This window comes from Variovorax sp. GW458-11-26-14-LB1 (genome assembly GCF_059423965.1).
This window is the reverse complement of sequence record NZ_JBWKYW010000004.1, coordinates 1-23510: the sequence shown is the minus strand read 5'-3', so window position 1 is coordinate 23510 and position 23510 is coordinate 1. Positions and strand designations below refer to the sequence as shown.

At 67.9% G+C, this 23510-nt stretch carries 20 protein-coding genes; 7 read left to right on the top strand and 13 right to left on the bottom strand.

The window, feature by feature from the left end:
- The first annotated feature begins 142 nt into the window (after positions 1 to 142).
- Positions 143 to 610 carry a nuclear transport factor 2 family protein gene (locus AC07YS_RS04045; RefSeq protein WP_495268189.1) on the top strand — a complete coding sequence of 156 codons (468 nt, stop codon included), beginning with the start codon at positions 143 to 145 and terminating at the stop codon, positions 608 to 610.
- Here the strand turns inward: AC07YS_RS04045 and AC07YS_RS04040 are convergent.
- Genes AC07YS_RS04040 through AC07YS_RS04030 form a run of 3 tightly spaced genes read right to left on the bottom strand, consistent with a single transcriptional unit; the run spans position 573 to position 5446 of the window.
- Entirely contained in the window at positions 573 to 2072 is a 1500-nt protein-coding gene (locus AC07YS_RS04040; RefSeq protein WP_495268188.1) for a class I adenylate-forming enzyme family protein, read from the bottom strand. The genes AC07YS_RS04045 and AC07YS_RS04040 overlap by 38 nt on opposite strands.
- Before the next feature lie 3 nt (positions 2073 to 2075).
- Entirely contained in the window at positions 2076 to 3065 is a 990-nt protein-coding gene (locus AC07YS_RS04035) for a Bug family tripartite tricarboxylate transporter substrate binding protein (protein ID WP_495268187.1), read from the bottom strand.
- Positions 3066 to 3109: 44 nt separating this feature from the next.
- The gene (locus tag AC07YS_RS04030; RefSeq protein WP_495268186.1) at positions 3110 to 5446 is read right to left on the bottom strand and encodes an acyl-CoA dehydrogenase family protein; all 2337 of its coding nucleotides are present in this window, start codon (positions 5444 to 5446) and stop codon (positions 3110 to 3112) included.
- Positions 5447 to 5590: 144 nt separating this feature from the next.
- Here AC07YS_RS04030 and AC07YS_RS04025 point away from each other — a divergent pair, with 144 nt between their 5' ends.
- From AC07YS_RS04025 to AC07YS_RS04015, 3 genes are read left to right on the top strand one after another with little or no spacing between them, the layout of a single operon-like run.
- The gene (locus tag AC07YS_RS04025) at positions 5591 to 6373 is read left to right on the top strand and encodes a citryl-CoA lyase (RefSeq protein WP_495268185.1); all 783 of its coding nucleotides are present in this window, start codon (positions 5591 to 5593) and stop codon (positions 6371 to 6373) included.
- A gap of 5 nt (positions 6374 to 6378) precedes the next feature.
- Complete coding sequence (locus tag AC07YS_RS04020) at positions 6379 to 7542, top strand: acyl-CoA dehydrogenase family protein (RefSeq protein ID WP_492681648.1); 1164 nt, start codon at positions 6379 to 6381, stop codon at positions 7540 to 7542.
- Positions 7543 to 7552: 10 nt separating this feature from the next.
- Positions 7553 to 8914, top strand: a complete 1362-nt coding sequence (locus AC07YS_RS04015) for an MmgE/PrpD family protein (RefSeq protein ID WP_495268184.1) — start codon at positions 7553 to 7555, stop codon at positions 8912 to 8914.
- A 6-nt stretch (positions 8915 to 8920) separates the two neighbouring features.
- Here AC07YS_RS04015 and AC07YS_RS04010 read toward each other — a convergent pair whose 3' ends face one another.
- The 6 genes from AC07YS_RS04010 to AC07YS_RS03985 form a co-directional block, all read right to left on the bottom strand.
- Positions 8921 to 9628: an arylmalonate decarboxylase gene (locus tag AC07YS_RS04010; protein WP_495268183.1), complete on the bottom strand. Its 708-nt coding sequence runs from the start codon at positions 9626 to 9628 to the stop codon at positions 8921 to 8923.
- A 1-nt stretch (position 9629) separates the two neighbouring features.
- Positions 9630 to 10613: a Bug family tripartite tricarboxylate transporter substrate binding protein gene (locus AC07YS_RS04005; protein ID WP_495268182.1), complete on the bottom strand. Its 984-nt coding sequence runs from the start codon at positions 10611 to 10613 to the stop codon at positions 9630 to 9632.
- Between the two features lie 100 nt (positions 10614 to 10713).
- Positions 10714 to 11868, bottom strand: a complete 1155-nt coding sequence (locus AC07YS_RS04000; protein WP_495268181.1) for a mandelate racemase/muconate lactonizing enzyme family protein — start codon at positions 11866 to 11868, stop codon at positions 10714 to 10716.
- Positions 11869 to 11983: 115 nt separating this feature from the next.
- On the bottom strand, positions 11984 to 12871 hold the full coding sequence (locus tag AC07YS_RS03995; RefSeq protein WP_056572254.1) for a LysR family transcriptional regulator: 888 nt from the start codon (positions 12869 to 12871) through the stop codon (positions 11984 to 11986).
- A 13-nt stretch (positions 12872 to 12884) separates the two neighbouring features.
- Positions 12885 to 13775, bottom strand: coding sequence for a LysR family transcriptional regulator (locus AC07YS_RS03990; protein WP_095746534.1), 891 nt, complete (start codon positions 13773 to 13775; stop codon positions 12885 to 12887).
- Positions 13776 to 13902: 127 nt separating this feature from the next.
- A complete protein-coding gene (locus tag AC07YS_RS03985; RefSeq protein WP_495261098.1) occupies positions 13903 to 14808 on the bottom strand; it encodes an SDR family NAD(P)-dependent oxidoreductase in 906 nt (301 codons plus the stop codon).
- A 317-nt stretch (positions 14809 to 15125) separates the two neighbouring features.
- Between AC07YS_RS03985 and AC07YS_RS03980 the strand changes: the two genes are divergently transcribed.
- From AC07YS_RS03980 to AC07YS_RS03970, 3 genes are read left to right on the top strand one after another with little or no spacing between them, the layout of a single operon-like run.
- Positions 15126 to 16118 carry a DUF4123 domain-containing protein gene (locus tag AC07YS_RS03980; RefSeq protein WP_495268180.1) on the top strand — a complete coding sequence of 331 codons (993 nt, stop codon included), beginning with the start codon at positions 15126 to 15128 and terminating at the stop codon, positions 16116 to 16118.
- Complete coding sequence (locus AC07YS_RS03975) at positions 16115 to 19174, top strand: T6SS effector BTH_I2691 family protein (RefSeq protein WP_495268179.1); 3060 nt, start codon at positions 16115 to 16117, stop codon at positions 19172 to 19174. Before AC07YS_RS03980 ends, AC07YS_RS03975 begins: the two co-directional genes overlap by 4 nt.
- Entirely contained in the window at positions 19171 to 20139 is a 969-nt protein-coding gene (locus AC07YS_RS03970) for a DUF6708 domain-containing protein (RefSeq protein WP_369629880.1), read from the top strand. The genes AC07YS_RS03975 and AC07YS_RS03970 overlap by 4 nt, the downstream gene beginning before the upstream one ends.
- A gap of 10 nt (positions 20140 to 20149) precedes the next feature.
- On the opposite strand, the gene queF is transcribed toward AC07YS_RS03970, so the two are convergent.
- The 4 genes from queF to yaaA form a co-directional block, all read right to left on the bottom strand.
- Entirely contained in the window at positions 20150 to 21031 is an 882-nt protein-coding gene (queF, locus tag AC07YS_RS03965) for an NADPH-dependent 7-cyano-7-deazaguanine reductase QueF (protein WP_495268178.1), read from the bottom strand.
- Positions 21028 to 21927: an alpha/beta fold hydrolase gene (locus tag AC07YS_RS03960; RefSeq protein ID WP_495268177.1), complete on the bottom strand. Its 900-nt coding sequence runs from the start codon at positions 21925 to 21927 to the stop codon at positions 21028 to 21030. The genes queF and AC07YS_RS03960 overlap by 4 nt, the downstream gene beginning before the upstream one ends.
- A gap of 22 nt (positions 21928 to 21949) precedes the next feature.
- Positions 21950 to 22792, bottom strand: coding sequence for a 2OG-Fe(II) oxygenase (locus AC07YS_RS03955; protein ID WP_495268176.1), 843 nt, complete (start codon positions 22790 to 22792; stop codon positions 21950 to 21952).
- Positions 22792 to 23510: peroxide stress protein YaaA (yaaA, locus tag AC07YS_RS03950; protein WP_495275704.1), on the bottom strand; the 719-nt coding region annotated here is incomplete at its 5' end. The genes AC07YS_RS03955 and yaaA, both read right to left, overlap by 1 nt.

Genomic DNA, 23510 nt, shown 5'->3' with positions numbered 1-23510 from the left:
GCACGGCGCATCGGCTGGCGGACAGCAGCGCGGCTCCTTGCAGGATAAGTCCGAGAGCGCGTTGCAGATGTCCGGAAGCAGCGGGCCGACGCAACGCGGCGCACCTATCGTCGCCGCTCCTTCACTTCATCCGCCGCACCCCATGACCCCCGAGCAGAACAAGCGCGCCGTCGTCGACGCCTGGAAGGCCTTCGCCAGCCGCGACCCGCAGCGCGTGCGCGCCGCCTTCACCGACGACGCCGAATGGCTGGCGCCCAAGGACAACGCCACCGGCGTGGCCCTGGGCTTCACCGACCACATGATCGGGCCGCAGACGATCGTTCGCTTTCTCGTCGAGGAATTTCCGAAGCTGTTCGTGGCCGACGTGTCGGTGGACTTCACCCACCTGCTCTGCGAAGGCGACACCGTGGTGCTGGAGATGCGCCTGCAGGCGACGCTCGCCAGCGGCCGGCCCTATGACAACGACTACTGCTTCATCCTCGAATTGCGCGAGGGCCGCATCGCCCGCATGCGCGAGTACATGGACACGCAGAAGGGCCGCCGCAGCGTCATCGGCGACCTTCCTCAGGATCTCAGGGCAGCCGGGCCCTCGATTGCAGTTCCCGCTTGAGCAGCTTGCCGTTGGCGGTGGTCGGCATCGCGTCGATCACCTCGATGCGCGCCGGCCGCTTGTAGGGCGACAGGTGCTCGGCCAGGTGCGCGCGCAGCGCCGCCTCGTCGAGCGCCGCCCCAGGGTTCAGCTCGACGAAGGCGACGATCTGCTCGTTGCCGTCGGCCTCGGGCACGCCGACCACGGCGCACAGGTGCACGCCCGCGAAACGGCCGATCACCGCCTCGACCTCGGCCGGGTACACGTTGAAGCCCGAGCGGATGATCATTTCCTTGAGCCGCCCCACCACGAACAGCGCACCGTCGGCGTCGAAGCGGCCGAGGTCGCCGGTGGCGTACCAGCCGCCCGGGCGCATCACCTGCGCGGTGGCGGCCGCGTCGCGGAAGTAGCCCAGCATCAGGCCCGGGCCGCGCAGCCAGATCTCGCCGGTGTCGCCGATGGCGGCTTCGGTGCCCTCGGGCGTCACGATGCGCCCCTCGCCGCCCTCGACCACATAACCTGCCGAGATGTCGGCGCGTGGCGCCTCGGTGCGCGTGAGGAACACCGAGCCCGCGTACTCCGACAGGCCATAGCCGTAGTGCAGCGGCTGGCCGAACAGCCGCTCCACGCGCTGCTTGAGCGCCGGGTCGAGCGGCGCGGAGCCGGTGTACACATAGCGCAGTTGCGGAAAGCGCGGCGCCAGCTGCTGCGCCTCGATGTGCGCCAGCAACCGCGCGTACATGGTCGGCGGCCCGAGCAGGTTCGACACCTGCCCGTGCGCCAGCGCCTCGAGCATGTCGGCCGGCGAGAAGCTGCCGCGCAGCACCAGCGCGGCCCCGCCCGTGAGCGCGGCCATCAGCACGGTGCCGATGCCGAAGATGTGGGTCATGGGCAGGAAGGCGTAGACGCGGTCGCGCGTGTCGAGCGCACGCACCTCCGCCGACACGCGGCCGAAGTGCAGCAGCCCGCGGTGCGACACCATCACGCCCTTGGGCGTGCCCGAGGTGCCCGAGGTGAAGATGATCGCGGCGGCATCGGCCAGTGCCGGGTCGGGCTCGGGGCGGGCGTCGGCGCGCGCGGCGGTGAACATCACGCCGGGCAGCGTGGCCGGCACGGCCGATGCGCGCTGCGCATGCGTGCGCGCCGCGTCGGACGCCTCGGTGGTGAAGCAGCACAGCCGCGCGTCGGCGCGCTCGGCAATCGCCGCGATCTCGCCCGGCGACATGCGCGCGTTGATGCCGCATGACCATGCGCCCACGCGGCTGCAGGCCAGCAGCAGCGCGATGTGGGCGGCGCAGTTCTCGGCCACCAGCAGCACGCGGTCGGTCGGCCGCACGCCGGCGGCGAGCAGGTCGTTCGCGGCGGTCTCGACCATGGCCTGCAGCGCGCCATAGGTGGTGGTGCCATCGGGTTCGTGGAGGAACACCGCGTCCGGCGTGCGGGCGGCGCAGTCTTCGAGCAGGTGATGAATGCGGGGCTGCATCGGCTATTCCGCCTCGATGCCCTTGGAGGCGCTGGCCCACAGCTTGCGGTCCGACACGCCCTTGGTCGCCAGCACCTCCGGCGCGCCCGTCCAGACCTCGTAGCCCTGCTCGCGCAGGCGGTGCGCGATGTCTTCGCGCGCCAGCATCTTCTGCGCCGCGGCGTTCACGCGCGCCACCAGCGCCGGGTCCATGCGCGCCGGGCCGTACAGGCCGAACCAGCCGCCCACGTCGTAGCCGGGCACGCCCGACTCGATCATGGTCGGCACGTCGGGCAGCATGCGGTTGCGCTGGCGCGAGGTGACGGCCAGCGCGCGCAGCTTGCCCGACTGGATGAAGGGCCGCGAGGTGGCGATGATGTCGAACATCATCGGCACGGTACCGGCCATCACGTCGGCCAGCGCCGGGGCGCTGCCCTTGTAGGGCACGTGCGTGAGCTGCACGCCGCTCATCTTCTCGAGCAGCGCGCCGCTCAGGTGGTTGGACGCGCCCACGCCCGCCGAGCCGTAGAACAGCTTGCCGGGCTTGGCCTTGGCATAGGCCAGCAGCTCGCCCACGTTGCGCACCGGCAGGTCGTTGTTGACCACCAGCACGTTGGTGTAGTCGACGAGTGGCGCCAGCGGCGTGAGGTCCTTCATCGGGTCGAAGGGCATGCTGCGCTGCACGTTCGGGTTGATGGTGATGGTCGGGCTCGCGCCGAAGAACAGCATCGCGCCATCGGGCGGCGCCTTGGCCACGGCGTTGCCGCCGAGCGAGCCGGCGGCGCCGGGCCGGTTGTCGACGATCACCTGCGTGCCCAGCTCCTGGCCCAGCGCGGGCGCGAGCAGGCGCGCAGCGCCGTCCACCGGCCCGCCAGCCGAATAGCCGACCACCAGCTTGATGAGCGGCGGCAGCGGCTGCTGCGCGAAGGCGCGGTGCGGCAGTGCGGCCAGCGCCGCGCCGCCCGCCAGCGCGGCCATGAGTTGGCGGCGCGAAAAGAGGTCGAGGAATTGCATGAGCGTTGTCTCCAGTTGTGTATGTCTTTGGCGGCTCACATTGCTCAGGCCGGCAAGTCCAAAACTTGCCGCGCGAGGATGTTGCGCTGGATCTCGTTCGTGCCGCCGTAGATCATGGCGGCGGTGGAGCCGATGAGCGGCGAGAGCACGTTGAAGCTCTGGCCGTCGAGCACCTGGTCGCCCGCGACCGCGCCCTGCTCTTCGCCGGCCTCGACCAGCAGTGCGCCGATGCGGTGGTAGGTCTCGCTGGCCCAGATCTTCAGCAGCGACACCGACGCGGGCAGCGGCTTGCCCGCACGCACGATGTCGGCAAAGCCCGTGTACGCGGCCGACAGGTCGAGCACGTCGAGTCGCAGCGCCGCGAAGCGTTGTGCGAACACCGGGTCGGCGAACAGGCGCCGCGCCTGCCCGAGCCGCGCCAGCTGGCCCAGCGCGTACTGCGACTGCTTGGGGCTGCCCAGGAAGATGCGCTCGAAGCCCAGCAGCGCCTTCGCAATCGTCCAGCCGCCGTGCAGCCGGCCCACGAGCTGGTCGGCCGGCACGCGCACGTTGTCGAAGAACACCTCGCAGAACTCGGGCTCGCCCGCCAGCGTGTGGATCGGCCGCACCGTGACGCCCGGCGTGCGCAGGTCGCACAGCAGGAAGCTGATGCCCTCCTGCTTTCGCGCGCCCTTGTCGGTGCGCACGAGCATGAAGATGTGGTTGGCGTCCTGCGCGAGCGTGGTCCAGATCTTCTGGCCGTTGACGACGAAGTGATCGCCCTGCGCATCGTGCCCCGCCACCGCCTCGGTGCGCAGGCCGGCCAGGTCGGAGCCGGCATTGGGCTCCGAATAGCCCTGGCACCACACGTGCTCGCCGCTCAGGATGCGCGGCAGAAAGCGCTGCTGCTGTTCGGGCGTGCCGTGCTGGATGAGCAGCGGGCCGATCATCACGATGCCCTGGTCGGGCGCGCGCGCCACGCCGTGCTGCTCCAGCTCCTCGATCCACGCGATGAGCTTGTCCGCCGGCAGGCCCATGCCGCCGTGCGACTGCGGCCAGGCCGGTGCGATCCAGCCTTGCGCCGAGAGCGTGAGGTACCAGTCGCGCATCTCGCTCCAGCGCGCACGGTGCGACAGGTAGCGCAACTGCGCCGGATACCGCTGCTGCAGAAAGCCGCGCACCATGCGGCGGAACTCGGGCTCGGGCACCGTGGACCAGTCGGTGGTGCGCGCCAGGAACTCGCCATTCCAAGCCGCGGTGCCAACTGCCGCAGCTTCCGCCTCGCCGGTCAGCGCAGCATGGCGGCGCTGGTGCGCCGTGGCATTGCCCAGCCATGCCGACAGGCACAGCACGCGCTTGTAGAACAGGCTCAGGTCGCACTCCTGCGTGTAGCCGATGGCCCCGTGCAGCTGCACCGCCGCGCGCGACGCCTGCAGCGCGGCAGCCGTGCAACGCGCGTTGACGCGGCTGGCCTCGGCTTCGAGCCGGTCAGAAGGCAAGGTGCCGTCGCTTGCCAGCGCCAGCACTTCGTTCAGCGTGGCCTGCGCCACTTCGAGGTGGATGAACATGTCGACGCTGCGGTGCTGCAGCGCCTGGAAGCTGCCGATGGCCTTGCCGAACTGCGAGCGGGTGCGCAGGTAGGCCAGCGTCTGCGCCAGCATCGCCTGCCCTGCGCCCAGCAGCTCGGCCGCCTGCAGGATCTGCCCGGCGGCGAGCGCCTGGCGCAGCGCCTCCTGCGCAGCGGGCCCGATGGCCAGCACGGCGTCGGCCGGCAGCACGACCTCTTCGAAGCGAAGGTTGGCTGCCTGGCTGCCATCGACCAGCGGCATGAGCGTCTCGCTCACGCCGGCTGTGCCGCGCGGCACCCACAGCAGCACGGCGTCGTCCTCGCCGCGCGCCGACACCAGCCAGCCGCTGGCGGCGGCACCGGGCAGCACCATGAGCTTGTCGCCTTGCAGCAGCACGCCGCCCCCCTGACCGGACCGCGCCTCGCAGCCGCAGGCCAGCGGCACGGCGCTGAGGTCGCCCGCGCTTTCCTGCCAGGCCAGCGCGGGCAGGCTGCGGCCTGCCACGAGCTCGGCCAGCAGGGCACGCGCCGCGGGCGTGTCGAGCCGCGCCAGCAGCAGCGCGCTCAGGCCCGCCACCGCCAGCAGCGGCTCAGGCGCCGCGTGTTCGCCGGCCGCGCGCAGGATTTCCGCGGCGCCGTCGAGCCCCATCGCGAGGCCGCCGGCCGCTTCGGGCGCCAGCATGCCGGGCCAGCCGAGCGCGGCGATCTCGCCCCAGCCATTGGCCTCGTCGGCCTGCGGCTGCTCGGTGCGGGCGCGGCGTCGCGCGGTGGCGCCGCTGCGGGTGAAGTAGTCGAGCGCCGCTTCGCGCACGGCCAGGAGTGAGTCGGAATCCATCGCGCTGTCTGCCTTTTCTTTTCCGTTGCAATGACGAGTCGCAGCGTGCCCGAAGACCTCGCCGGCGGGCATTCGCGATTGCGGAAGGGAGGGTTTGGCAATCACTGAGTGGCCGATCGCGCGCGCGGGGATAGATTTGCAGCCATGACAAAGATCAAGAAATCCCTGCACACCGACCTCGGCCACAGCACGCCCGACAAGATCACCGTGCGCGGGCGCGACCTGCCCTCGGAAATCCTCGGCCACCTGAACCTGGGCGACATGGCCTTCCTGGAGCTGACGGGCCGCATCCCGACGTCGCAGGAGTCCGTGACCTTCAACGCCATCGTCGTCACGCTGGTGGAGCACGGCGTGACGCCCAGCGCGCTGGCCGCGCGGCTCACCTACGCCGGCGCGCCCGAAGCCCTGCAGGCCGCCGTGGCCGCCGGCCTGTGCGGGCTGGGCACTGTGTTCGTGGGCAGCACGGAAGGCGCCGCGAAGATGCTGTACGAGGCCATCCCCTTCGGCGAGAAGCCCGCGCGTCCGCTGGCCGACATGGCGAAGGACATCGTGGCCGACCACCGCGCGCGCAAGATCATCGTGCCGGGGCTGGGTCATCCGCTGCACAAGCCGATCGATCCGCGCACGCCGCGCCTGTTCCAGATCGCTGCCGAGAACGGACTCTCTTCGCACTACGTTGCGCTGATGCAGGCGGTGCAGGAAGAGGCTGAGCGCGTGTCGGGCAAATCGCTGCCGATCAATGCCACCGGCGCCATCGGCGCGATTGCGGCCGAGTTCGGCTTTCCGTGGAAGATCATCCGCGGCTTCGGCGTGATGGCGCGCGCCATCGGCCTCGTGGGCCACATCCTCGAGGAGATCGACGACCCGATGGCCATCGAGATCTGGCAACGCGTCGAAAAAGAAGCGGGCGGCCCCCGCCAGGACTGAAGCACATGATGATCGCTACCGACAACCGTTTCCCCGACATTCGCGACGCCGTGCGCGACCTGTGCGCGCAGTTTCCCAACGAGTACTTCCGCAAGGTCGACGAGGCGCGCGGCTACCCCGCCGAGTTCGTCGACGCACTCACGAAGGCCGGCTGGATGGCCGCGCTGATCCCGCAGGAGTACGGCGGCTCGGGCCTGGGCCTGACCGAAGCCTCGGTGATCATGGAAGAGATCAACCGCTGCGGCGGCAACTCGGGCGCCTGCCACGGCCAGATGTACAACATGGGCACGCTGCTGCGCCACGGCAGCGAGGCGCAAAAGCGCCAGTACCTGCCCAAGATCGCCAGCGGCGAGCTGCGCCTGCAGTCGATGGGCGTGACCGAGCCGACCACCGGCACCGACACCACGAAGATCAAGACCACCGCCGTGAAGAAGGGCGACCGCTATGTCATCAACGGGCAGAAGGTGTGGATCTCGCGCATCCAGCATTCGGACCTGATGATCCTGCTGGCGCGCACCACGCCGCTGGCCGATGTGAAGAAGAAGTCGGAAGGCATGTCGATCTTCATCGTCGACCTGCGCGAAGCCATCGGCAAGGGCATGACGGTGCGCCCCATCCTCAACATGGTGAACCACGAGACCAACGAGCTGTTCTTCGAGAACCTCGAGATCCCGGCCGAGAACCTCATCGGCGAGGAAGGCCAGGGCTTCAAGTACATCCTCGACGGCCTGAACGCCGAGCGCACGCTGATCGCAGCCGAGTGCATCGGCGACGGCTACTGGTTCATCGACAAGGTGACGGCCTACACGAAGGACCGCGTGGTGTTCGGCCGCCCCATCGGCCAGAACCAGGGCGTGCAGTTTCCGATTGCCGAAGCCTTCATCGAGACCGAGGCCGCGAACCTGATGCGCTACGAGGCCTGCCGCCTGTTCGACGCGCGCCAGCCTTGCGGCGCGCAGGCCAACATGGCGAAGTACCTCGCGGCCAAGGCCAGCTGGGAGGCGGCCAATGCCTGCCTGCAGTTCCACGGCGGCTTCGGCTTTGCGTGCGAATACGACATCGAGCGCAAGTTCCGCGAGACGCGGCTGTACCAGGTGGCGCCGATCTCGACGAATCTCATCCTGAGCTATGTCGCCGAACACATGCTCGGCCTGCCACGCTCGTTCTGAAGGACTGCACATGAACGCCATCGACCACCCCAGCAAGGTGCTCGCGACCTTCGCGGCCGAGCTGAAGTTCGCCGACATTCCCGCGCCCGTGCTGCGCCGCACCGAGGACCTGATCCTCGACTGGCTCGGCTCGGTGCTCGCGGCCCGCACCGCGAGGCCGATACGCAGCATCGAGCGCTTCGCGCAGATGATGGGCCCCGCTGAAGGCCCGAGCGAGATCCTCACCTCGCGGCGCACCAGCTCCCCGCTGTTCGCGGCGATGGTCAACGCGGCGGCCTCGCACTACGTGGAGCAGGACGACGTGCACAACGGCTCGGTGTTCCACCCCGCCGCCGTGGTCATCGCACCCGCACTCGCAGTGGCACAGAGCCTCGGTGCCAGCGGCGCGCAGCTGCTGACGGCCGTGGTCGCGGGCTACGAGGTGGGCATCCGCGTCGGCGAGTTCCTGGGCCGGTCGCACTACCGCACCTTCCACACCACGGCGACGGCGGGCACGCTCGCGGCGGCCGCGGCGGTGGGCCGGCTGCTCGACCTGTCGCCGCAGCAGATGCTGCATGCCTTCGGCTCCGCCGGCACGCAGTCGGCCGGTGTGTGGGAGTTCCTGCGCGACGCGGCCGACTCGAAGCAGCTGCACTGCGCGCACGCGGCGGCCAGCGGGTTGATGTCGGCCTACCTTGCGCAGGACGGCTTCACGGGCGCGGCAAAAATTCTCGAAGGTGCGCAGGGTCTGGGCGTGGGCATGTCGAGCGACGCCGATCCGGCCAAGCTCACCGACGGCCTGGGCACGCGCTGGACGCTGGCCGAGACCTCGTTCAAGTACCACGCCTCCTGCCGCCACACGCACCCGGCCGCCGACGCGCTGCTGCAGGTGATGGAACAGAACAAGCTCCAACCGGCCGACGTGTCCCAGGTCACGACCCACGTGCACCAGGGCGCCATCGACGTGCTGGGCCGCGTGACGGTGCCGGCCACGGTGCACCAGGGCAAGTTCTCGATGGGCACGGTGCTGGGCCTCATCGCGGTGCACGGCCGCGCGGGCCTGGGCGAGTTCGACCGCGACTTTCTCTCGCCCGAGGTCTCAGCCTTCCGCGAAAAGGTGACGATGGCGCTGGACGACGAGGTCGACACCGCCTACCCCGCGCGCTGGATCGGCAAGGTCAGCGTGCACACGGCCGATGGCCGCACGCTGGCCGGCCGCGTCGACGAGCCCAAGGGCGACCCCGGCAACAGCCTGAGCCGCGCCGAGATCGAGGACAAGATGCAGCGCCTGGCGCACTACGGCGAAGGCGCGACGGCCGACGAAGCGAAGGCGCTGTGCGAGCGCGTCTGGCAGCTGGCCGACACGGCCCGCGTGGGGCGCTGGCTCGGCTGAGGCCGTTCAGCCGAACAGCCGGCCCTGCCCCGGCGAGCGCGCATCGAGCCCGGCGGTGCGCACGAGGTCCCAGAAGCCCGCGGGCGAGCTGGACACCACGGGCACCTGCAGGCGCGCCTCGACCTCGCGCACGGCATCGAGCGTGACGAGGCCGCCGCACGAGATCAGGAGGCCGTCGGCACCGGGCTGGTCTTCGAATACCTTGAGGCACAGGTCGACCAGCACCTCGGTCGACACCTGGCCGACGGCCTGCACGTCGGAGATGGCCAGGCCTTCGAGCGCCAGCGGTTCGAAGTCGCTCTGTTCGAGGTAGGTGCGCAGCTGCGTGTTGACCTCGTCGATGTAGGCGGTGGCGACGGCCACGCGCCGCACCTTCAGGTGACGCAGGCCCGCAAGGATGGCGTCGCTCATCGTCGTGCAGGGCAGGCCCGTGGCCTGCGCCATCTCGCGCTTCAGCTGGCGGGTGAAGGCGACGCCGCGAAAGAAGCTCAGCGAGGTGCCCATGAGGGAGACGGCGCTGGCGCCTTCCGCCTTGAGTTCCAGCGCCTTGCCGATGACCGAATCGATCACTTCGGTGTAGCCGCGCGTGGAGATTTCGCCGAGGCCCAGGCCCTTGGCGCTGAAGCGGATGCGGTCGCCGTAGAGCAGCGGGCCGTCGACCGGCACGGCGCCGGCTGCGGGCGGAACGATGAGGCCGAGATGGGGTTGCGTCACCTCAGTTCCCCTCCGCCACGATGCGCTGGTCCGTGATGATGCGTTTCCATCGCGTCGTTTCCTCCGCCATGTCCTTGCCCAGCTGGGCCGGCGTGGCATAGGCGCGCAACGTGCCTTGCGCAGCGGCGGCCGTGCCCGTCTCGGGCATGTCGAGCACGGTCTTCACGGCGGCCGAGAGCTTGTCGACCACGTCGTTGGGCGTGCCCGCCGGTGCCAGGAGGAAGATACGCGGCGCCACGTCGAAGCCCGGCAGCGCCTCGGCCAGCGGTGCCACGCCTTCGGCACCTTCGAGCTTGGCGTTGTTCAGCAGCGCCAGCGCGCGCAGCTTGCCGGCCTTCGACTGCGCCATGGCGGCGGTGGCACTCACCACGCCCAGCGGCACCTGGCCGCCGACCACGTCGGGCACGATCTGCGCCGCGCCCCGGTAGGGCACATGCACCACGAACGCGCCAGTAGATTGCTTGAGCATCTCGAAGCCCAGGTGCTGCACGGTGCCGACACCCGACGACGCGTAGGAGTAACGGCCCGGGTACGCCTTGAGTTCCTTGACGAGTTCGGCGGGCGTCTTCGCGGGAAAGTCGTTGCCCGCGACGATCATCAGCGGCGACACGAAGGCACCGGCCACGGGCTTGAAGCTGGTCAGCGGATCGATCGCGATCTTCGGCTGCAGCAGCTTGGCGATGAGCAAGGCGCTGTCGCCCATCATCAGCGTGTAGCCGTCGGGCGGCGCCTTGGCGACGAGGTCGGCCGCGATGAGGCCGGTGGCGCCGGTGCGGTTCTCGACCAGCACCTGCTGGCCCAGCACCGCGGGCAGGCGCGCGCTGAGCATGCGCGCCACCGCGTCGACACCGCCGCCGGCCGAGTAGCCGACGACGATGCGGATGGGCTTGTCGGGAAACTTCTGCGCCCACGCGGCGGGTGCGGCGGCCAGCAGGCCGGCCAGGGCCAGGGCGGCCTGCTGGGCATGCCGGCGCGATGGCCGCATGGCGTCTGTTCTTCTGTCGTTCATCTTGTCTCCGTGGTGGTCGGGATGCGCCGGCCGTCTGCGCGGCCTGGTCGTGGTCGGAAGTGTCGTCGGGTGGCGCTCAGGCCTTGCCTTTCCCGTGCGAGGTCGGCAGCTTTGCGAGATCGCGCACGCGCTCGGCGTTGGGCGTGAAGCCCAGCCCCGGTGCCTCGGGCAGCGTGAGCCAGCCCTGGTCGGGCACGGGCAGGCCGTCGAAGATCTGCTTGAGCATCTGCACCGCGACGTAGTGGTACTCGACCAGCCCGCCGTTGGACACGCCCGCATGCAGGTGCATGTTGTGGAAGGGCCAGGCGCCGCCGTTGTCGATGGGCACGTTGAAGGCGGCGGCCATGCCCGCGATCTTCAGGCACTGCGAATAGCCGCCCGAGATGGTCACGTTGGGCTGCAGCACGTCGGCCGCCTGGTTCACCAGCAGGTCGCGAAAGCGGAAGGCCAGGCCCTCGTTCTGCCCGCAGGCCAGCGGAATGCGCGTGCGCGCGCGCAGCTGGGCCATCTGGCGCACGTCGTTCTGCGTGAGCGGCTCCTCGAAGAAGCTGATGCCGTAGGGCTCGATGCGGTGCGCGAGTTCGGTGGCGTGGAACAGGTCGAGGCCGCAGTTGGCGTCGACGTACAGCTTGACGTCGGGGCCCACCGCCTCGCGCACGGCGGCCACGCGGCGCACGTCTTCGGCAATGACCTCGTCGAGCGGACGCGGCTCGTCGCGGCGCGCGAGCGCGTGGTTGCCCACGGTCATCTTCAGGCGCTGGAAGCCCTGCGACACCCACAGCTTGGCGGCGGCGGCGAGCTGGTCGCGCTCGAAGAAGCCGAAGCCGAAGGTGGCGTACACCGGCACCTTGGCGCGCGCGCCGCCGAACAGGCGCCACAGCGGCTGGCCCAATGCCTTGCCCTTCAGGTCCCACAGCGCGATGTCGAGCGCGGCGATGGTGTGGCTCGCGTAGCCGGTCTGGCCGCGCGGCGAGAGCAGCCAGTAGAGCTTCTCCCACAGCCGCTCGGTGGCCATCGGGTCTTCGCCGATCAGCGCGGGGCCGGCCACTTCGCGCACGGCGGCGGCGATGATTTCTTCTTCGGTGATGGCCGTCATGCCGTGGCCGACGAGGCCGGTGTCGGTCTCGATCTCGGTGAGGCACAGCGACAGCGAGGTCTGCTTGTTCAGGCCGACCACGTCGATGGTCACGGGGATGTTCAGCGGCGTGGCGCTGACGCGGATGATCTTCAAGGGTGTCTCCTTTGGTGTGCCCGCATCTTTGCGCGAGGGCCGCAGGAGAACAATTCGTTTTTGGCGAGTTCGAGCCTTCGCGCGACGCGAAGGCTCGCCGCCCCACGCCCTCGGATCAGTCGGGGCGGCCGAGGTGTTCGAGCACCGAGCGCGCGGCGGCCGTGAGCTCCTGCTGGCGGCGCACGCACAGCAGGTGGCGGCGCAGCGCCCAGGGCGCGTCGAGCTTGAGGCAGCGCAGCTTGAGAATCTGCAGCTGCGGCAGGATGGCCGCATAGGGCAGCACGCCGATGCCCACGCCCTGCTCCACCATGCGGCAGACCATGTCGAAGCTGCCCACCTGCATGCGCACCTTGAGCGGCACCTGGGCCTCGAGCGCGGCGGCCAGCAGCACGCGGTGCAGCGCCGTGCCTTCGCGCACCACGATATGGTCGTGGCGCAGCACCTCCTGCACATCGATGCGCTTGCGGCGCGCCAACGGGTGGTCGCGCGCGACCACCACGGCCAGCTCGTCGGTGCGGTAGGGCAGGCATTCGAGGCCGTCGGCGGGCGTCTGGCCCTCGATCACGCCGATGTCGGCCAGGCCAGCCTGCACGGCCTTCACCACCTCGGTGCTGGCGCGCTCCTGCAGGTCGATCTTGAGCACCGGGTGCAGGCGCAGGAACGAGCCGATCTGCGCCGGCAAAAACTGCGCGATGGTCGAGGCGTTGGCCGTGATGCTGACCACGCCCGCCACGCCGTTCTGGAAATCGTCGAGCTCGGCGCCGAGCCGGTCCATGGCCGACAGCACGGCGCGCGCATGCAGCAGCAGCCCATGGCCGGCCGAGGTGAGCGTGACGCCGCGCGCATGGCGCACCAGCAGCGGCAGCCGGGCGCGGGCTTCGAGGTCGGAGATGCGCTTGCTCGCGGCCGCCAGCGCGATGTGGCAGCGCTTGGCGCCTTCGCTGATGCTGCCGTGGTCGGACACGGCCACGAACAAGCGCAGCGATTTCAGGTCGGCGGACATGGCCCGTCGCGCCTCAGGCCAGGGTGAGGTGGTCGAACAGCTCGCGCGCGGAAGCCGGCAGCTGCTCGCGGTTGCGCGCGATGAGCTTGAGCTCGCGCTCGGCCCAGGCGTCGCTGAGCGCCACGGTCGAGATGCGCATGGCCATCGACAGCCGGTGCGCCGACGACGAGGGCAGCACGCCGACGCCCACGCCGGCTTCGATCATCAGGCAGATGGCCTCGAAGCTGCTCACCTGGATGCGTGGGTTGAAGCCACGCCCCGCGAGTTCGGCGCGGCGCTGCAGGAAGCGGTGGATCGCGCTGCCGTGGTGCAGGCCCACGTGTTGTTCATCGAGTGTGTCGGCAAAGGCCACCGACGACGCGCCCGCCAGCGGGTGCGTGGGCGGCACCACCAGCACGAGCTGGTTGCGCCCGAACGGGCGCGCATCGAACTCGCCGGTGTGCACATCGCCCGCGAGGATGCCGATGTCGGCCTCGCCGTCGGCCACGGCACGCACGATCTCTTCGCTCAGGTACTCGCGCAGGTCGACCTGCACGGCCGGGTGCTGCGTGAGAAAGCCCGCGAGTTTTTGCGGCAGGTACTCGGTGATCGAGGTGGTGTTGGCGAACACGCGCACATGGCCCTTGATGCCCTTGCCGAAGTCCTGCATGTCGCAGCGCAGGTGCTCCATCTGCTGCATCACGCGCTTGGCGTGGTACAGCACCGCCTGCCCCGCCGCCGTGAGGCTCACGCCCTGCGCACTGCGGTGCAGCAGCTTGCCGCCCACCGCCTCTTCCATCTGCTTGATGCGCGTGGAAGCCGCGGCCAGCGAGATGCAGGCCTTCTCGGCGCCGCGCGTGAGGCTGCGCGCGTCCGCCACGTAGACGAACAGTTTCAGGTCGAACAGGTCGAAGTGCAGGTTCACCGGGCGGGCAGGAAGGAAGCGGGAGGAACGCGCATTGTCCGGCGAACGGCGTCACCTGCAGCCGCTTGCGGGTTTGTCCTCAGAAGGTGTGAATGAATCCGGACATGGCGGGTCCGTTCACACCGTCTCAGACCGGGTCCCAGCTGAACACGTCGGCCGAGCGGTCCAGCGGGAAGAAACTGGCGCGCATCGCGGGCATGGCGTGCTCGGCGATGCTCTCGGGCGTCCAGCCCTCGGAGCGGTGGATGGAGCGCACCGGGCGCGGCTGGCTGATGAGCGAGATCTCGTTGTTGCGCACCGAAAAGATCTGCCCGTTCACGGCCGCCGCCGCGTCGCTCGCCAGGTACACCGCGAGCGGCGCCACCTTGGCGGGCGTCATCTGCTTGATCTTGTCGACGCGCGCGCGCTGCTCGTCGGTGTCGGTGGGAATGGCGCCGATCATGCGGCTCCAGGCGAAGGGCGCAATGCAGTTGGAGCGCACGTTGAACTTCAGCATGTCCAGCGCGATGGACTTCGACAGCGCCGCGATGCCGAGCTTGGCCGCCGCGTAGTTGGCCTGGCCGAAGTTGCCGATCAGGCCCGAGGTGGAGGTCATGTGCACCAGCGCGCCCGCGTTCTGTTCCTTGAAGTGCGTCGCGGCCGCGCGGCTCACGAAGTAGGCGCCGTACAGGTGCACCTTGATCACCGCGTCCCACTCGTCGACCGACATCTTGTGGAAGAACCGGTCGCGCAGGATGCCCGCGTTGTTCACCACCGCATCGATGCGCCCGAAGCTGTCGACCGCGCATTCCACGATGCGCCCCGCGCTCGCGGCATCGGCCACGCTGTCGGTGTTGGGCACGGCCTGCCCGCCCGCCGCACGAATCTCCTCGACCACCTGCTGCGCCGGCCCGGCACTGCCGCCCGCGCCGTCGAGTCCCGCGCCGATGTCGTTGACCACCACCTTCGCGCCATGCCGCGCCATCGCGAGCGCAATGTCGCGCCCGATGCCGCCGCCCGCGCCGGTGACGACGATCACTTTGCCTTCAACCATGTGTCTTGCCTCTGCTTCGGATGTTCGTTCGCCCGCGAGTTCGCGGGGGAATTTCAGAATGCCACAGGGAGACGCTTGTCGGTTTCTCATTTCCGAAGAGGGGCTTCGGATCCGGGCCGAACTCCTGGAACGCTGACGACCTGCACGCAACGCCTTCGTCACATGAATTTTTCGCGGTTGGCGGCACTGATTTCCTGGGGCCGTCGCTGTTTGACCATTGTTTGCAAACCTACCGCACCGCGTGCTCCAGACTTTTTGGAACGCGTTCAGCCCGTCCTCGACGCGCTCACCCCACTCTCACCGGATCAATGCCGCATATGACTGCTTCTGCCTGGCCATGGGACAGCGCCCCGCCCTCCTTGGTGACTCGGCTTGGCGCCCGACTGGTCGACCAGCTCGACGCCGATGCCCTCTACCTCTTGATCGATCCGGGCCAAGGCGATCCACCCGGCATCGAAGTCGAAGAGGCTCCTTCTGCCATTCCACCCAATGGAGTTCTCCGCGCTCGCAAAGCGGCTTGGAACCGCGAAATCCATTCGCTCCACACGCATACCCATCGCCGATTCACGGTGGCTGATTTCCCTTACCTCGTCCGATTGACCGGCGGAGATGACCCATGGCTGGCAACGAGCATCAAGTGGGCCATTCAAGAGCACCTCCAGGCGTGCGCGGTAGGCGCTGGTGCATATCGCATCGGCGGTTGGCTCCAGGTCGACGCAGCACGCGATGGTGGCGTTCTGGCACGACAGCTTTCAACCTTGATGCAGTACAGCGCTCCCGATGGCGCTTTCATGCAAGCGCGATTGCAGGACCGGCGTGTGCTGCACCTCCTTCGCCAGGGCGTCCCTCTGGACTGGGCTGCCAGCCTGAAGGGCATCCGGCTCTGGAGCTACCTTGATCACAACCTGAGTCTCCAACAGCTGAAAGGCGCACAGGGCGAGCCTGCCCTTCAGCCGCTCCCACCTGCGGTGGCGCAATCCGGTCTTCTGGACTGGAGCCATGCCGTCCATGCAGCCCAAACACGCTGGCTTCGCACCACGTTCCCGCTGCCAGAAAACGCACTCCCCCTGGTTCTCGACAAGCTGAAGGTCGCCGAACGACGCGGATTGCGGTATCCAACCGATCAAGGGGCCTACGCCGCCGAGACGTTGGTTCAGCCGGCGTTCGAGCACTGGCCGGAGCTGGACCGACTCATCCATGTCGTGACGATTTTTCGCCAGGACCTGAGCGATGGCATGGATCTGTTTCGAACCGCATGGGCGGGCAAATCCCGCGATCACTGGCCCAACCTTCAACAAAGTCCCACATGAGCGAACTTCCCTGCAGAACCTGTGACCACAAGGCCGGCCTGTCGATCCTGCTGGTCCGTCCGACCGCCATCGCCACTGACGCAACATTCGCCCCCGCCGAGGCGAACAGGCTGCTGACACACGAAGCGAGCGTCAAGGCACTCGGGCTGCCTCGGCTCCAGGCAACCCGCCATGCGCTGCGCATGTTGCGCCGTGGCGGCTTCGTCTACGCCTGGTACACCCAAAAGCCACGGCAACTGGCCAAGGCATGGCAGGTCTTCCGCGTGCACGGCAGCGGCGCGCTGGTTCCCGAGTCCCAGATCAGCTGGTCCGATGAGAAATCCTCGTTCGCGTGCAGCAAGAAAGCGTCGCACCCGCACGACGTGCGTACCTTGTGCATTCAGCTTCCAGTAGACAGCCCTGAGAGCGCGGGGCCCGTGTGGATCGGCTTCAGCATGAACTGGTGGGACGATGCCATTCGCCAACGCGTGCAAGCGGACCCTTCGGCGGCCGGCATGGTGAAGATCGATCCGCTGGCACCGCTGGGCGGCGTGCCAAACGCCTTCAAGGCAGACGCCATGCTTATCCAACAACATGTCGCCGACTTCGCACTGCGCTCTATCGACCACGGCGGCATCAAGAAAGGAATCAACGTCACGGAGGGTGGAACCGAGCCGGGCACACCCTTCTACAACCGCGACGACGACAAGACCTATGGTCAGGCGCGGGATCTGGCGGGCGTCATGCAAAGACAAGCCGCCGGGCATCCGCTTACCGCAAACAAGGCCTTCGTGCTCGCCCTCCCGGACCCCGTGGGTCTGACGGCCGATCTGAACGGCATTCGCTTTGCAAAGGACCGGGCCAACCAGCAAGAGTGGAATCGGAATGACGACTGGGTACGTTCGGAAGCCTGTCACACCACCCTGGAAGGCTTGCGCAAATCGCTCATCGTCGCAGGCATGCTCCAGTCGCGTGAGTGGGGCAGCCGCGCGTCGGAAAAGGAATGGAAGAGCCTCCAGGGTCGCGGTGTGCCTTACGAATGGAGGCCTGATGCGAACGGCGCCTATGCCGTCGACGGCAGCCGGGCAGGTCACATGAAGCCGGTCGGCCCGGAAGCAGCACGAATCGGCGACCGGATCGAAAGCCGGGGCCGAATGCTGGGCGAGCGGCACTGGCGCAAGATCTCGGACGAACTGAACATGGAGCGCTACCGGGCCTGGCCCGCACAGCGGGCCGACATCGACGGACAGCTCGCCGATACGCTGGCGCCCTATGAAACCGACTGGCTCGCTGCACTCGATGGAGAAGCGCTGCGCGCCTACTTCAAGCGCCACTTCAACGAACACGATGCGGGCAAACTCACGGCCCGCGTGTCTTCGGGACTGATCTACGCCTCCGAGGGCGATCTGGCTCATTTTCCACAGCCGTTCACCGCACAGCACACCAAACGCTGGACTGGACTGATTCTCGAGCCCGACATTACCGAGCCGCGCGCCATCGCACTGCGAGCAATGTTCGGCAACCAGAAATCGGTCATCGACAAGGTACACGCCATCCTGATCGGCAAGGCGGATCGCGCTGAAGGCGACGGTCGAGACAAGACCTACGACCTGCTCAAGGGCATCCTGACCCATGAGTTGGGACAGCGATTGAACTGGCTGCATCCCGTCATCGTGAGCCTCTCGGCAGGCGGACTGGCCGCGAGCGCGGCGGGCGTGGTACAGCTGCTGGCGTCGGGCGCAGGTCGATCACCGGCACCACCATCTGGCAGCCTCAAGAAATACTTGGCACTGCTGCCCCGGCTGACGGCCGCCCAGCAACAGCTTGAACTGGCAGTGGAAGCGACGCGCTCCAGCGGCAAGATCATGGCAGCGCCGTCGGTCACGCTGCTGCTCAAGACACGGGTGGATGTGCCCACCGCACTCGCCGTGCTCAACGGCTACCAACCCAAGGGGCAGCCAGCCATCGTCGTCGCACATGGCAACACCGTCGAACTGCAGGTGGTCACCGATGTGGAAACCGCCTTGGCGGTGCAGGAGGGCCGGATCAAGGCCGGGCAGGTGCCGGGGCAGCGCGTGAGCGTGGCTCCGACGAGCGGAATGGCGGCACGCAATCTCGAAGAGATGCAGATGCGCATGAGTCGGCTGCCAGTCGATCAACCGCTGACACCAGAAGAAGTCATGGAGGTCATGCGGCGCCAAGCCATCAAGAAGGATCTGGGCCTCAATAGCGTCGACGGGCGCTTGGCCATGGGAGCCATGCTGGTGCAGTTTCTAGGCCTGTACCAGAGCCTACCCCAGCTGCTGTCGGAGCTCAACAGAAGTCAGCGCGATCAGGAAAAGCTCAATGAAGTGGCACTGGGAGTGGCGGACAGCCTGGGTGGATTTCTGGGGGCCGCCGCCGAGCGGTTGGCGGCAGCACACAAGGCGACACTCATCATGAAGGAAGGCGGGGAACGCCTGGTGGAAATCAGTGGTCGGCTGGCGGTCTTGCGAACAGCGGCGGCGCTCACGGGCATCTTCGGAGGAGCCATCAACGCGTACCTCATGGCAAAGAAAGCCGAAGCAGCAGGAAAGGAGGGAGATGTCATAGCCTCGCGCAGCTATGCCAACTCTGGCCTCTCCTTTTCCCTTCTTTCCGCAACCAGCGTGGTCACGGCAGCCGATGCGGCAGCAAAGGGAGCCATGACTCGCGCCGTCGCAAAACACCTCGTCTTGCGTCTGGCCGGTGTTGTGGCGACCGAAGTTGCCGTCGCCGGTGTGGCCGCCACGATGACAAGTATCGTGTCTGGCGTAGGCCTAGTTCTCTTGTTGATCGGCATCGGCACTTATGTTCATGCGGTTATCAGCGAACGCGATTCGTACCAGCGTTGGGCCGGTCGTTGTTATTTCGGCAGAGACGCGATGAAACGTTTCGAGAAGGCCAGCGCTGAAACGGCTTGGTTCATAGCCATCGAATACGAAGCGGAAGCTCAAGAGGATGTAACGCGCAAGGCACAGCAACACCCCGACCCCGAACGTTACCAGCCGTTACCAAGCAATCCGATGGGCGATGGCTGGGGCGGAGGCTTGCAGTGATCGGATTCAGCACCAGCGGCATCAGTACCGACGACGCGCGACAAGAAGGTCTCGTTTCGGGATTGCTTCATCGCTTCGACAAGCGTTTGCCAGGCAGTGGACAAACAGGGCACCTGGGAAGGTTGAGCGAAGTCTATCGAAATGCGATTGAACTCAATGGCGGATCGCTGGTCGCAGCGGGCGGGTACGTTACGACGATCGGATTGCTCGGGGCACTCACAACCACTTATTTTTTCGGCCATGGTGTGTACCGAAATCTGGTCGACGGTGCATACGTTTTCTTCGTATTGAACCTGTTGACTATTTGGAGTCTGTTTCTCGTCGGCTTTTACTTCGAGATGTTCAGCCCCAGTGAAGAGCCGATCTACTTTGATCGCGCTCATCGCAAGGTCTACTACGTCCACCGAGGAAAACGAAAACGCTTCCTTCTCTTCGGCCCTTCGGTCATCGAGGCACGCGCAGCCGATTGGTCACTGGTGGACTGCGAACTGCACGCCAAACTTGGCGGTAGCACCACCAGCGTGCGACGCACCTACCACCTGCTCTTTCTCGTGCGGAAAAGTGCCACGGATCCCACGATCGTGGACTGGTTCGTGTTGGCGCAAATCGAATTTCCCGGCGCCATGTGGGAATACATCCGCGGGTACATGGAGGCAGACATGCCCCCACTTTCCGCGGATGAAGCGCCTCCCGTCAAAGGAAAGAGTTTCGACATGATCGAAGCCCTCCAACAGCGACGCATCGACTACTTACGCGACTGGAGGGAGCTCCCTTGGACACAGCTGTGGCAGCACCTTGTGCTGCCGCTGTTCGCTGTGTTCTTTGTCGTCAACCGCTTCGTAGTGTGGACCGCTCAGACCGTGTCATGGCCGCAGGAGATCACGGGTGCACTCGGCACGCCGATGACCTCTGGAGATGTCGAAGCGGACACAGCTCACAAGCTGCGCGCGCCCCCCGGGACCTGAGATCTCTCTTCTACTGCCGCGCCGTACGAATGTTCGCCGGCAGCGCCTGCGGCCAGCTCGTGCGGAACGGGTTGATGTCCAGCCCGCCGCGCCGCGTGTAGCGCGCGTACACCGCGAGCTTGGTCGGCTGGCACTGGCGCCAGATGTCCGTGAACATGCGCTCGGCGCAGGGTTCGTGGAACTCGTTGTGGTTGCGAAAGCTCACGATGTACGCCAGCAGGCCGGCCTGGTCGATGGGCGGGCCGCTGTAGCGGATCTGCACGCTGCCCCAGTCGGGCTGGCCGGTGACGAGGCAGTTGCTCTTGAGCAGCCGGCTGGTGAGGGTTTCGTTCACGTGCACCTGCGTCGTGTCGCTGCTCAGCAGCTCGGGCGCGGGCTGGTAGTGGGTGCATTCGATGTCGAGGCGGTCGAGGTCCAGGCCGTCGATCTCGTGCACGGGCTCGCGGTCGAAGAGGTCGGGCGTGAGCAGCTTCACGCCGATGCCGGCCGACTGGTCGCTGCCGCGCCATGCGGCTTCGGAAAGGTCGGTGCGCAGGTGCTCGCGCACGGCATCGATGCTGGCGAAGGTGCTGTTGTTGAAGCTGTTGAGGTACAGCTTGAACGACTTGCTCTCGATGATGTTGGGCGTTTCGCAGGGAATGGTGAAGTGCGCGATGGCCACCTGCGGCTTGCCGCGCGGGTTCAGCCAGCTCAGCTCGAAGGCAGTCCAGAGGTCGGCGCCGAAGAAGGGCAAGGCGCCGGCCTGGATGCCCATGGCTTCGCGCTGCGTGGTGCGTGCGATGGGGAACAGCAGCGACGGGTCGTACTTGTCGGCGTAGGCCGAGGCGCGGCCGAGCTGCGACTGCTCGGGGGTGTTGGGGTTCGTGTTGGGGTTGGTCGGGTCGTGGCTCATGGGGCGGTTCCGGCATCCGCCGCGTGTGCGAACGGAGCGATGTGGTTGGCGAGGATCGTGCAGACCTCGGGCGGCAGGTCGTGGCCCATGCCGGGCACCGAGATGAAGGTCGCACCTGGAATGCGCTGCGCCGAATCGCGGCCGCAGGCGATGGGCACGAGCGCGTCGGCGTCGCCGTGCAGCACCAGCGTCGGGCGCTGGATGCGGGCCAGCACCTGCGGGCGGTCGTCGTCGGCGCCGATGGCGAGCATCTGGCGCATCAGGCCGGCCGGGTGGTAGGCGCGGCGCATGCTGAAGGTGAGGCGCGCGGCCAGTTGCTCGTCGGTCTGCGGGTAGGCCGGGCTCTGGATGAGCCGCAGCAGCTTGATGCTGTGCGCGACCAGCGCGGCCTCGTCGTGGCTGCGCGGGCGCCGCATGAGCATGGCCCCGACCTCGCGGCGCGGGCCCGGCAGACCGCGCGCGCCGCTGGAGCTCATGATGCTCACGAGGCTGGCGGCGCGCTCGGGCGCGGTGGCGGCGATGCGCTGCGCGATCATGCCGCCCATCGAGGCGCCGACGATGTGGGCGCGGGCAATGCCCAGCGCGTCGAGCACGCCGAGCGAATCGAGCGCCATGTCCTGCAGCGTGTAGGCGCTGCGCACCTTCAGGCCGATGCGGTGGCGGATGGTTTCCCACACGAGGTTGCCGGTGCCCAGGTGGTCGAAGCCCTGGCTCAGGCCGATGTCGCGGTTGTCGTGGCGCACCACGCGAAAGCCGGCGTCGACCAGTTGCTGCACGAAGCCGTCGGGCCAGGCGACCAGCTGCATGCCCAGCCCCATGATCAACAGGATGACGGGGCGCCCTTCGCCGCCGGTGTCGTCGACTTCGATCTGCAGGCCGTTGGCGGTGACTTTCATCGGTTCCTTGTTGCTTCTTCTGCTACTTGAATTCGCGTTCGCGCAGCCACTTGGTGGCGACCCATTTCTCGCCCGCCAGCACCGGCGCGCCGCCGTGCAGCGTGCGGGTGGCGGGGTCGGGCCGGTCGTAGCTGAAGAACACGCCGGTGCCGCGCACCGGGGCCACTTCGAGCCCGATGTCGGGGAAGGTGGTGGCGCCGCCCTGCTCGGGCTCCTGCAGGTACATCACGAGCGTGGCCACGCGCTGGCCACCGCGCTTGAGGATGGTGGGCGTGCCGGGCTCGTGCGGGTCGAAGTAGTCGTAGTGCGGGCGGTACTGCGCGCCGGGCGCATAGCGCAGGATCTGCAGGCCCTCGCCGTATTCGACCGGCCAGCGCAGCAGCATGGCCAGGCGCTGTTCGAGGCGCGCGACGATCTCGTTCTCGCCGCGCTCGAAGAACATGCCGTCGCTGGTGCGGTCGACGTTGAGCACCTCGCCGCCGGTGCGGGTCTCGACGGTGAGCGAGCGGGCCAGCCGCACGCGCGCGGCGGCGATCAGGCCTTCGCATTCCTCGACCGACAGCAGGTTGCCGAACACCACGACGCGCGGGTGCCGCACGGTCTGCAGCACCTGCACGCGGCGGTCGCCGGCCTCGATGTACAGCGGCGCGCCGTCCAGGTCGGGGCCGGGCATCTCGGTGCGGGCCGGCGCCAGGGCCGCCTCGACATCGGGGAACCCGCCCTCCAGCTGGGCCAGTGCGAGGTCGGTGGCGGCATCCTGCCAGCCGGCCGCCCGCATCGACATGCGCAACGCGGGCACCGAATGGCCGGCCGCGAGCTGGGCCACCAGCCATTCGCGCAATTCCGGACTGATCGCTTGGGACATCAGACTTTCCTTCTGAACACCAGCCTTTCGGCTGTCGATACCTGGGCGTCGAAACCATAACCCTCGAGATCGAATTTTTCCAGCGCCTTGGGCGTGGCCGCCTGGTGCAGCACGGCCCAGCGCGCCAGCAGGCCGCGGGCGCGCTTGGCGAAGAAGCTCACGATCTTGTACTTGTCGCCCTTCCACTCCTGGAACACGCATTCGACCACGCGCGCCTTGAGCACCTTCTGGTCGACCGACTTGAAGTACTCCTGCGAGGCGACGTTGACGACGACCGGCGTGCGATCGGCCGCCAGGCGCTCGTTCAGGTGCTCGGCGATGCGCGAGCCCCAGAAGGCGTACAGGTCCTTGCCGTGGCGGTTGGCCAACGCGGTGCCCATTTCGAGCCGGTAGGGCTGCAGGCGGTCGAGCGGGCGCAGCAGGCCGTACAGGCCGCTGAGGATGCCCACGTGGTCCTGCGCCCAGGCGAGCTGGGCGGGCGTGAGGCTGCGGGCGTCGAAGCCGCCGTAGACGTCGCCGTCGAAGGCGAAGGCGGCCTGGCGGGCGTTCTTGTCGGTGCTCTTGGACGACCAGGCGGCGTAGCGGGCCACGTTGAGGGCCGAGAGCTTGTCCGACAGGTGCATCAGCTCGGCGATGTCCTGGGGCGACTTCTCGCGCAGCAGTTTGATGAGTTCGACCGAGGGGCCGCGCGGGGCTTCGAAATGGGGCTGGGTGGCGG

Bases quoted from the DNA above. Each gene is read 5' to 3' on its own strand.
- AC07YS_RS04040 (WP_495268188.1), bottom strand. From the start codon at position 2,072: ATGCAGCCCCGCATTCATCACCTGCTCGAAGACTGCGCCGCCCGCACG.
- AC07YS_RS04020 (WP_492681648.1), top strand. From the start codon at position 6,379: ATGATGATCGCTACCGACAACCGTTTCCCCGACATTCGCGACGCCGTG.
- AC07YS_RS03985 (WP_495261098.1), bottom strand. From the start codon at position 14,808: ATGGTTGAAGGCAAAGTGATCGTCGTCACCGGCGCGGGCGGCGGCATC.
- AC07YS_RS03955 (WP_495268176.1), bottom strand. From the start codon at position 22,792: ATGTCCCAAGCGATCAGTCCGGAATTGCGCGAATGGCTGGTGGCCCAG.
- AC07YS_RS03975 (WP_495268179.1), top strand. From the start codon at position 16,115: ATGAGCGAACTTCCCTGCAGAACCTGTGACCACAAGGCCGGCCTGTCG.
- AC07YS_RS04015 (WP_495268184.1), top strand. From the start codon at position 7,553: ATGAACGCCATCGACCACCCCAGCAAGGTGCTCGCGACCTTCGCGGCC.
- AC07YS_RS04025 (WP_495268185.1), top strand. From the start codon at position 5,591: ATGACAAAGATCAAGAAATCCCTGCACACCGACCTCGGCCACAGCACG.
- AC07YS_RS04035 (WP_495268187.1), bottom strand. From the start codon at position 3,065: ATGCAATTCCTCGACCTCTTTTCGCGCCGCCAACTCATGGCCGCGCTG.
- queF (WP_495268178.1), bottom strand. From the start codon at position 21,031: ATGAGCCACGACCCGACCAACCCCAACACGAACCCCAACACCCCCGAG.
- AC07YS_RS03995 (WP_056572254.1), bottom strand. From the start codon at position 12,871: ATGTCCGCCGACCTGAAATCGCTGCGCTTGTTCGTGGCCGTGTCCGAC.
- AC07YS_RS03960 (WP_495268177.1), bottom strand. From the start codon at position 21,927: ATGAAAGTCACCGCCAACGGCCTGCAGATCGAAGTCGACGACACCGGC.
- AC07YS_RS04030 (WP_495268186.1), bottom strand. From the start codon at position 5,446: ATGGATTCCGACTCACTCCTGGCCGTGCGCGAAGCGGCGCTCGACTAC.
- AC07YS_RS04045 (WP_495268189.1), top strand. From the start codon at position 143: ATGACCCCCGAGCAGAACAAGCGCGCCGTCGTCGACGCCTGGAAGGCC.
- AC07YS_RS04005 (WP_495268182.1), bottom strand. From the start codon at position 10,613: ATGCGGCCATCGCGCCGGCATGCCCAGCAGGCCGCCCTGGCCCTGGCC.
- AC07YS_RS03980 (WP_495268180.1), top strand. From the start codon at position 15,126: ATGACTGCTTCTGCCTGGCCATGGGACAGCGCCCCGCCCTCCTTGGTG.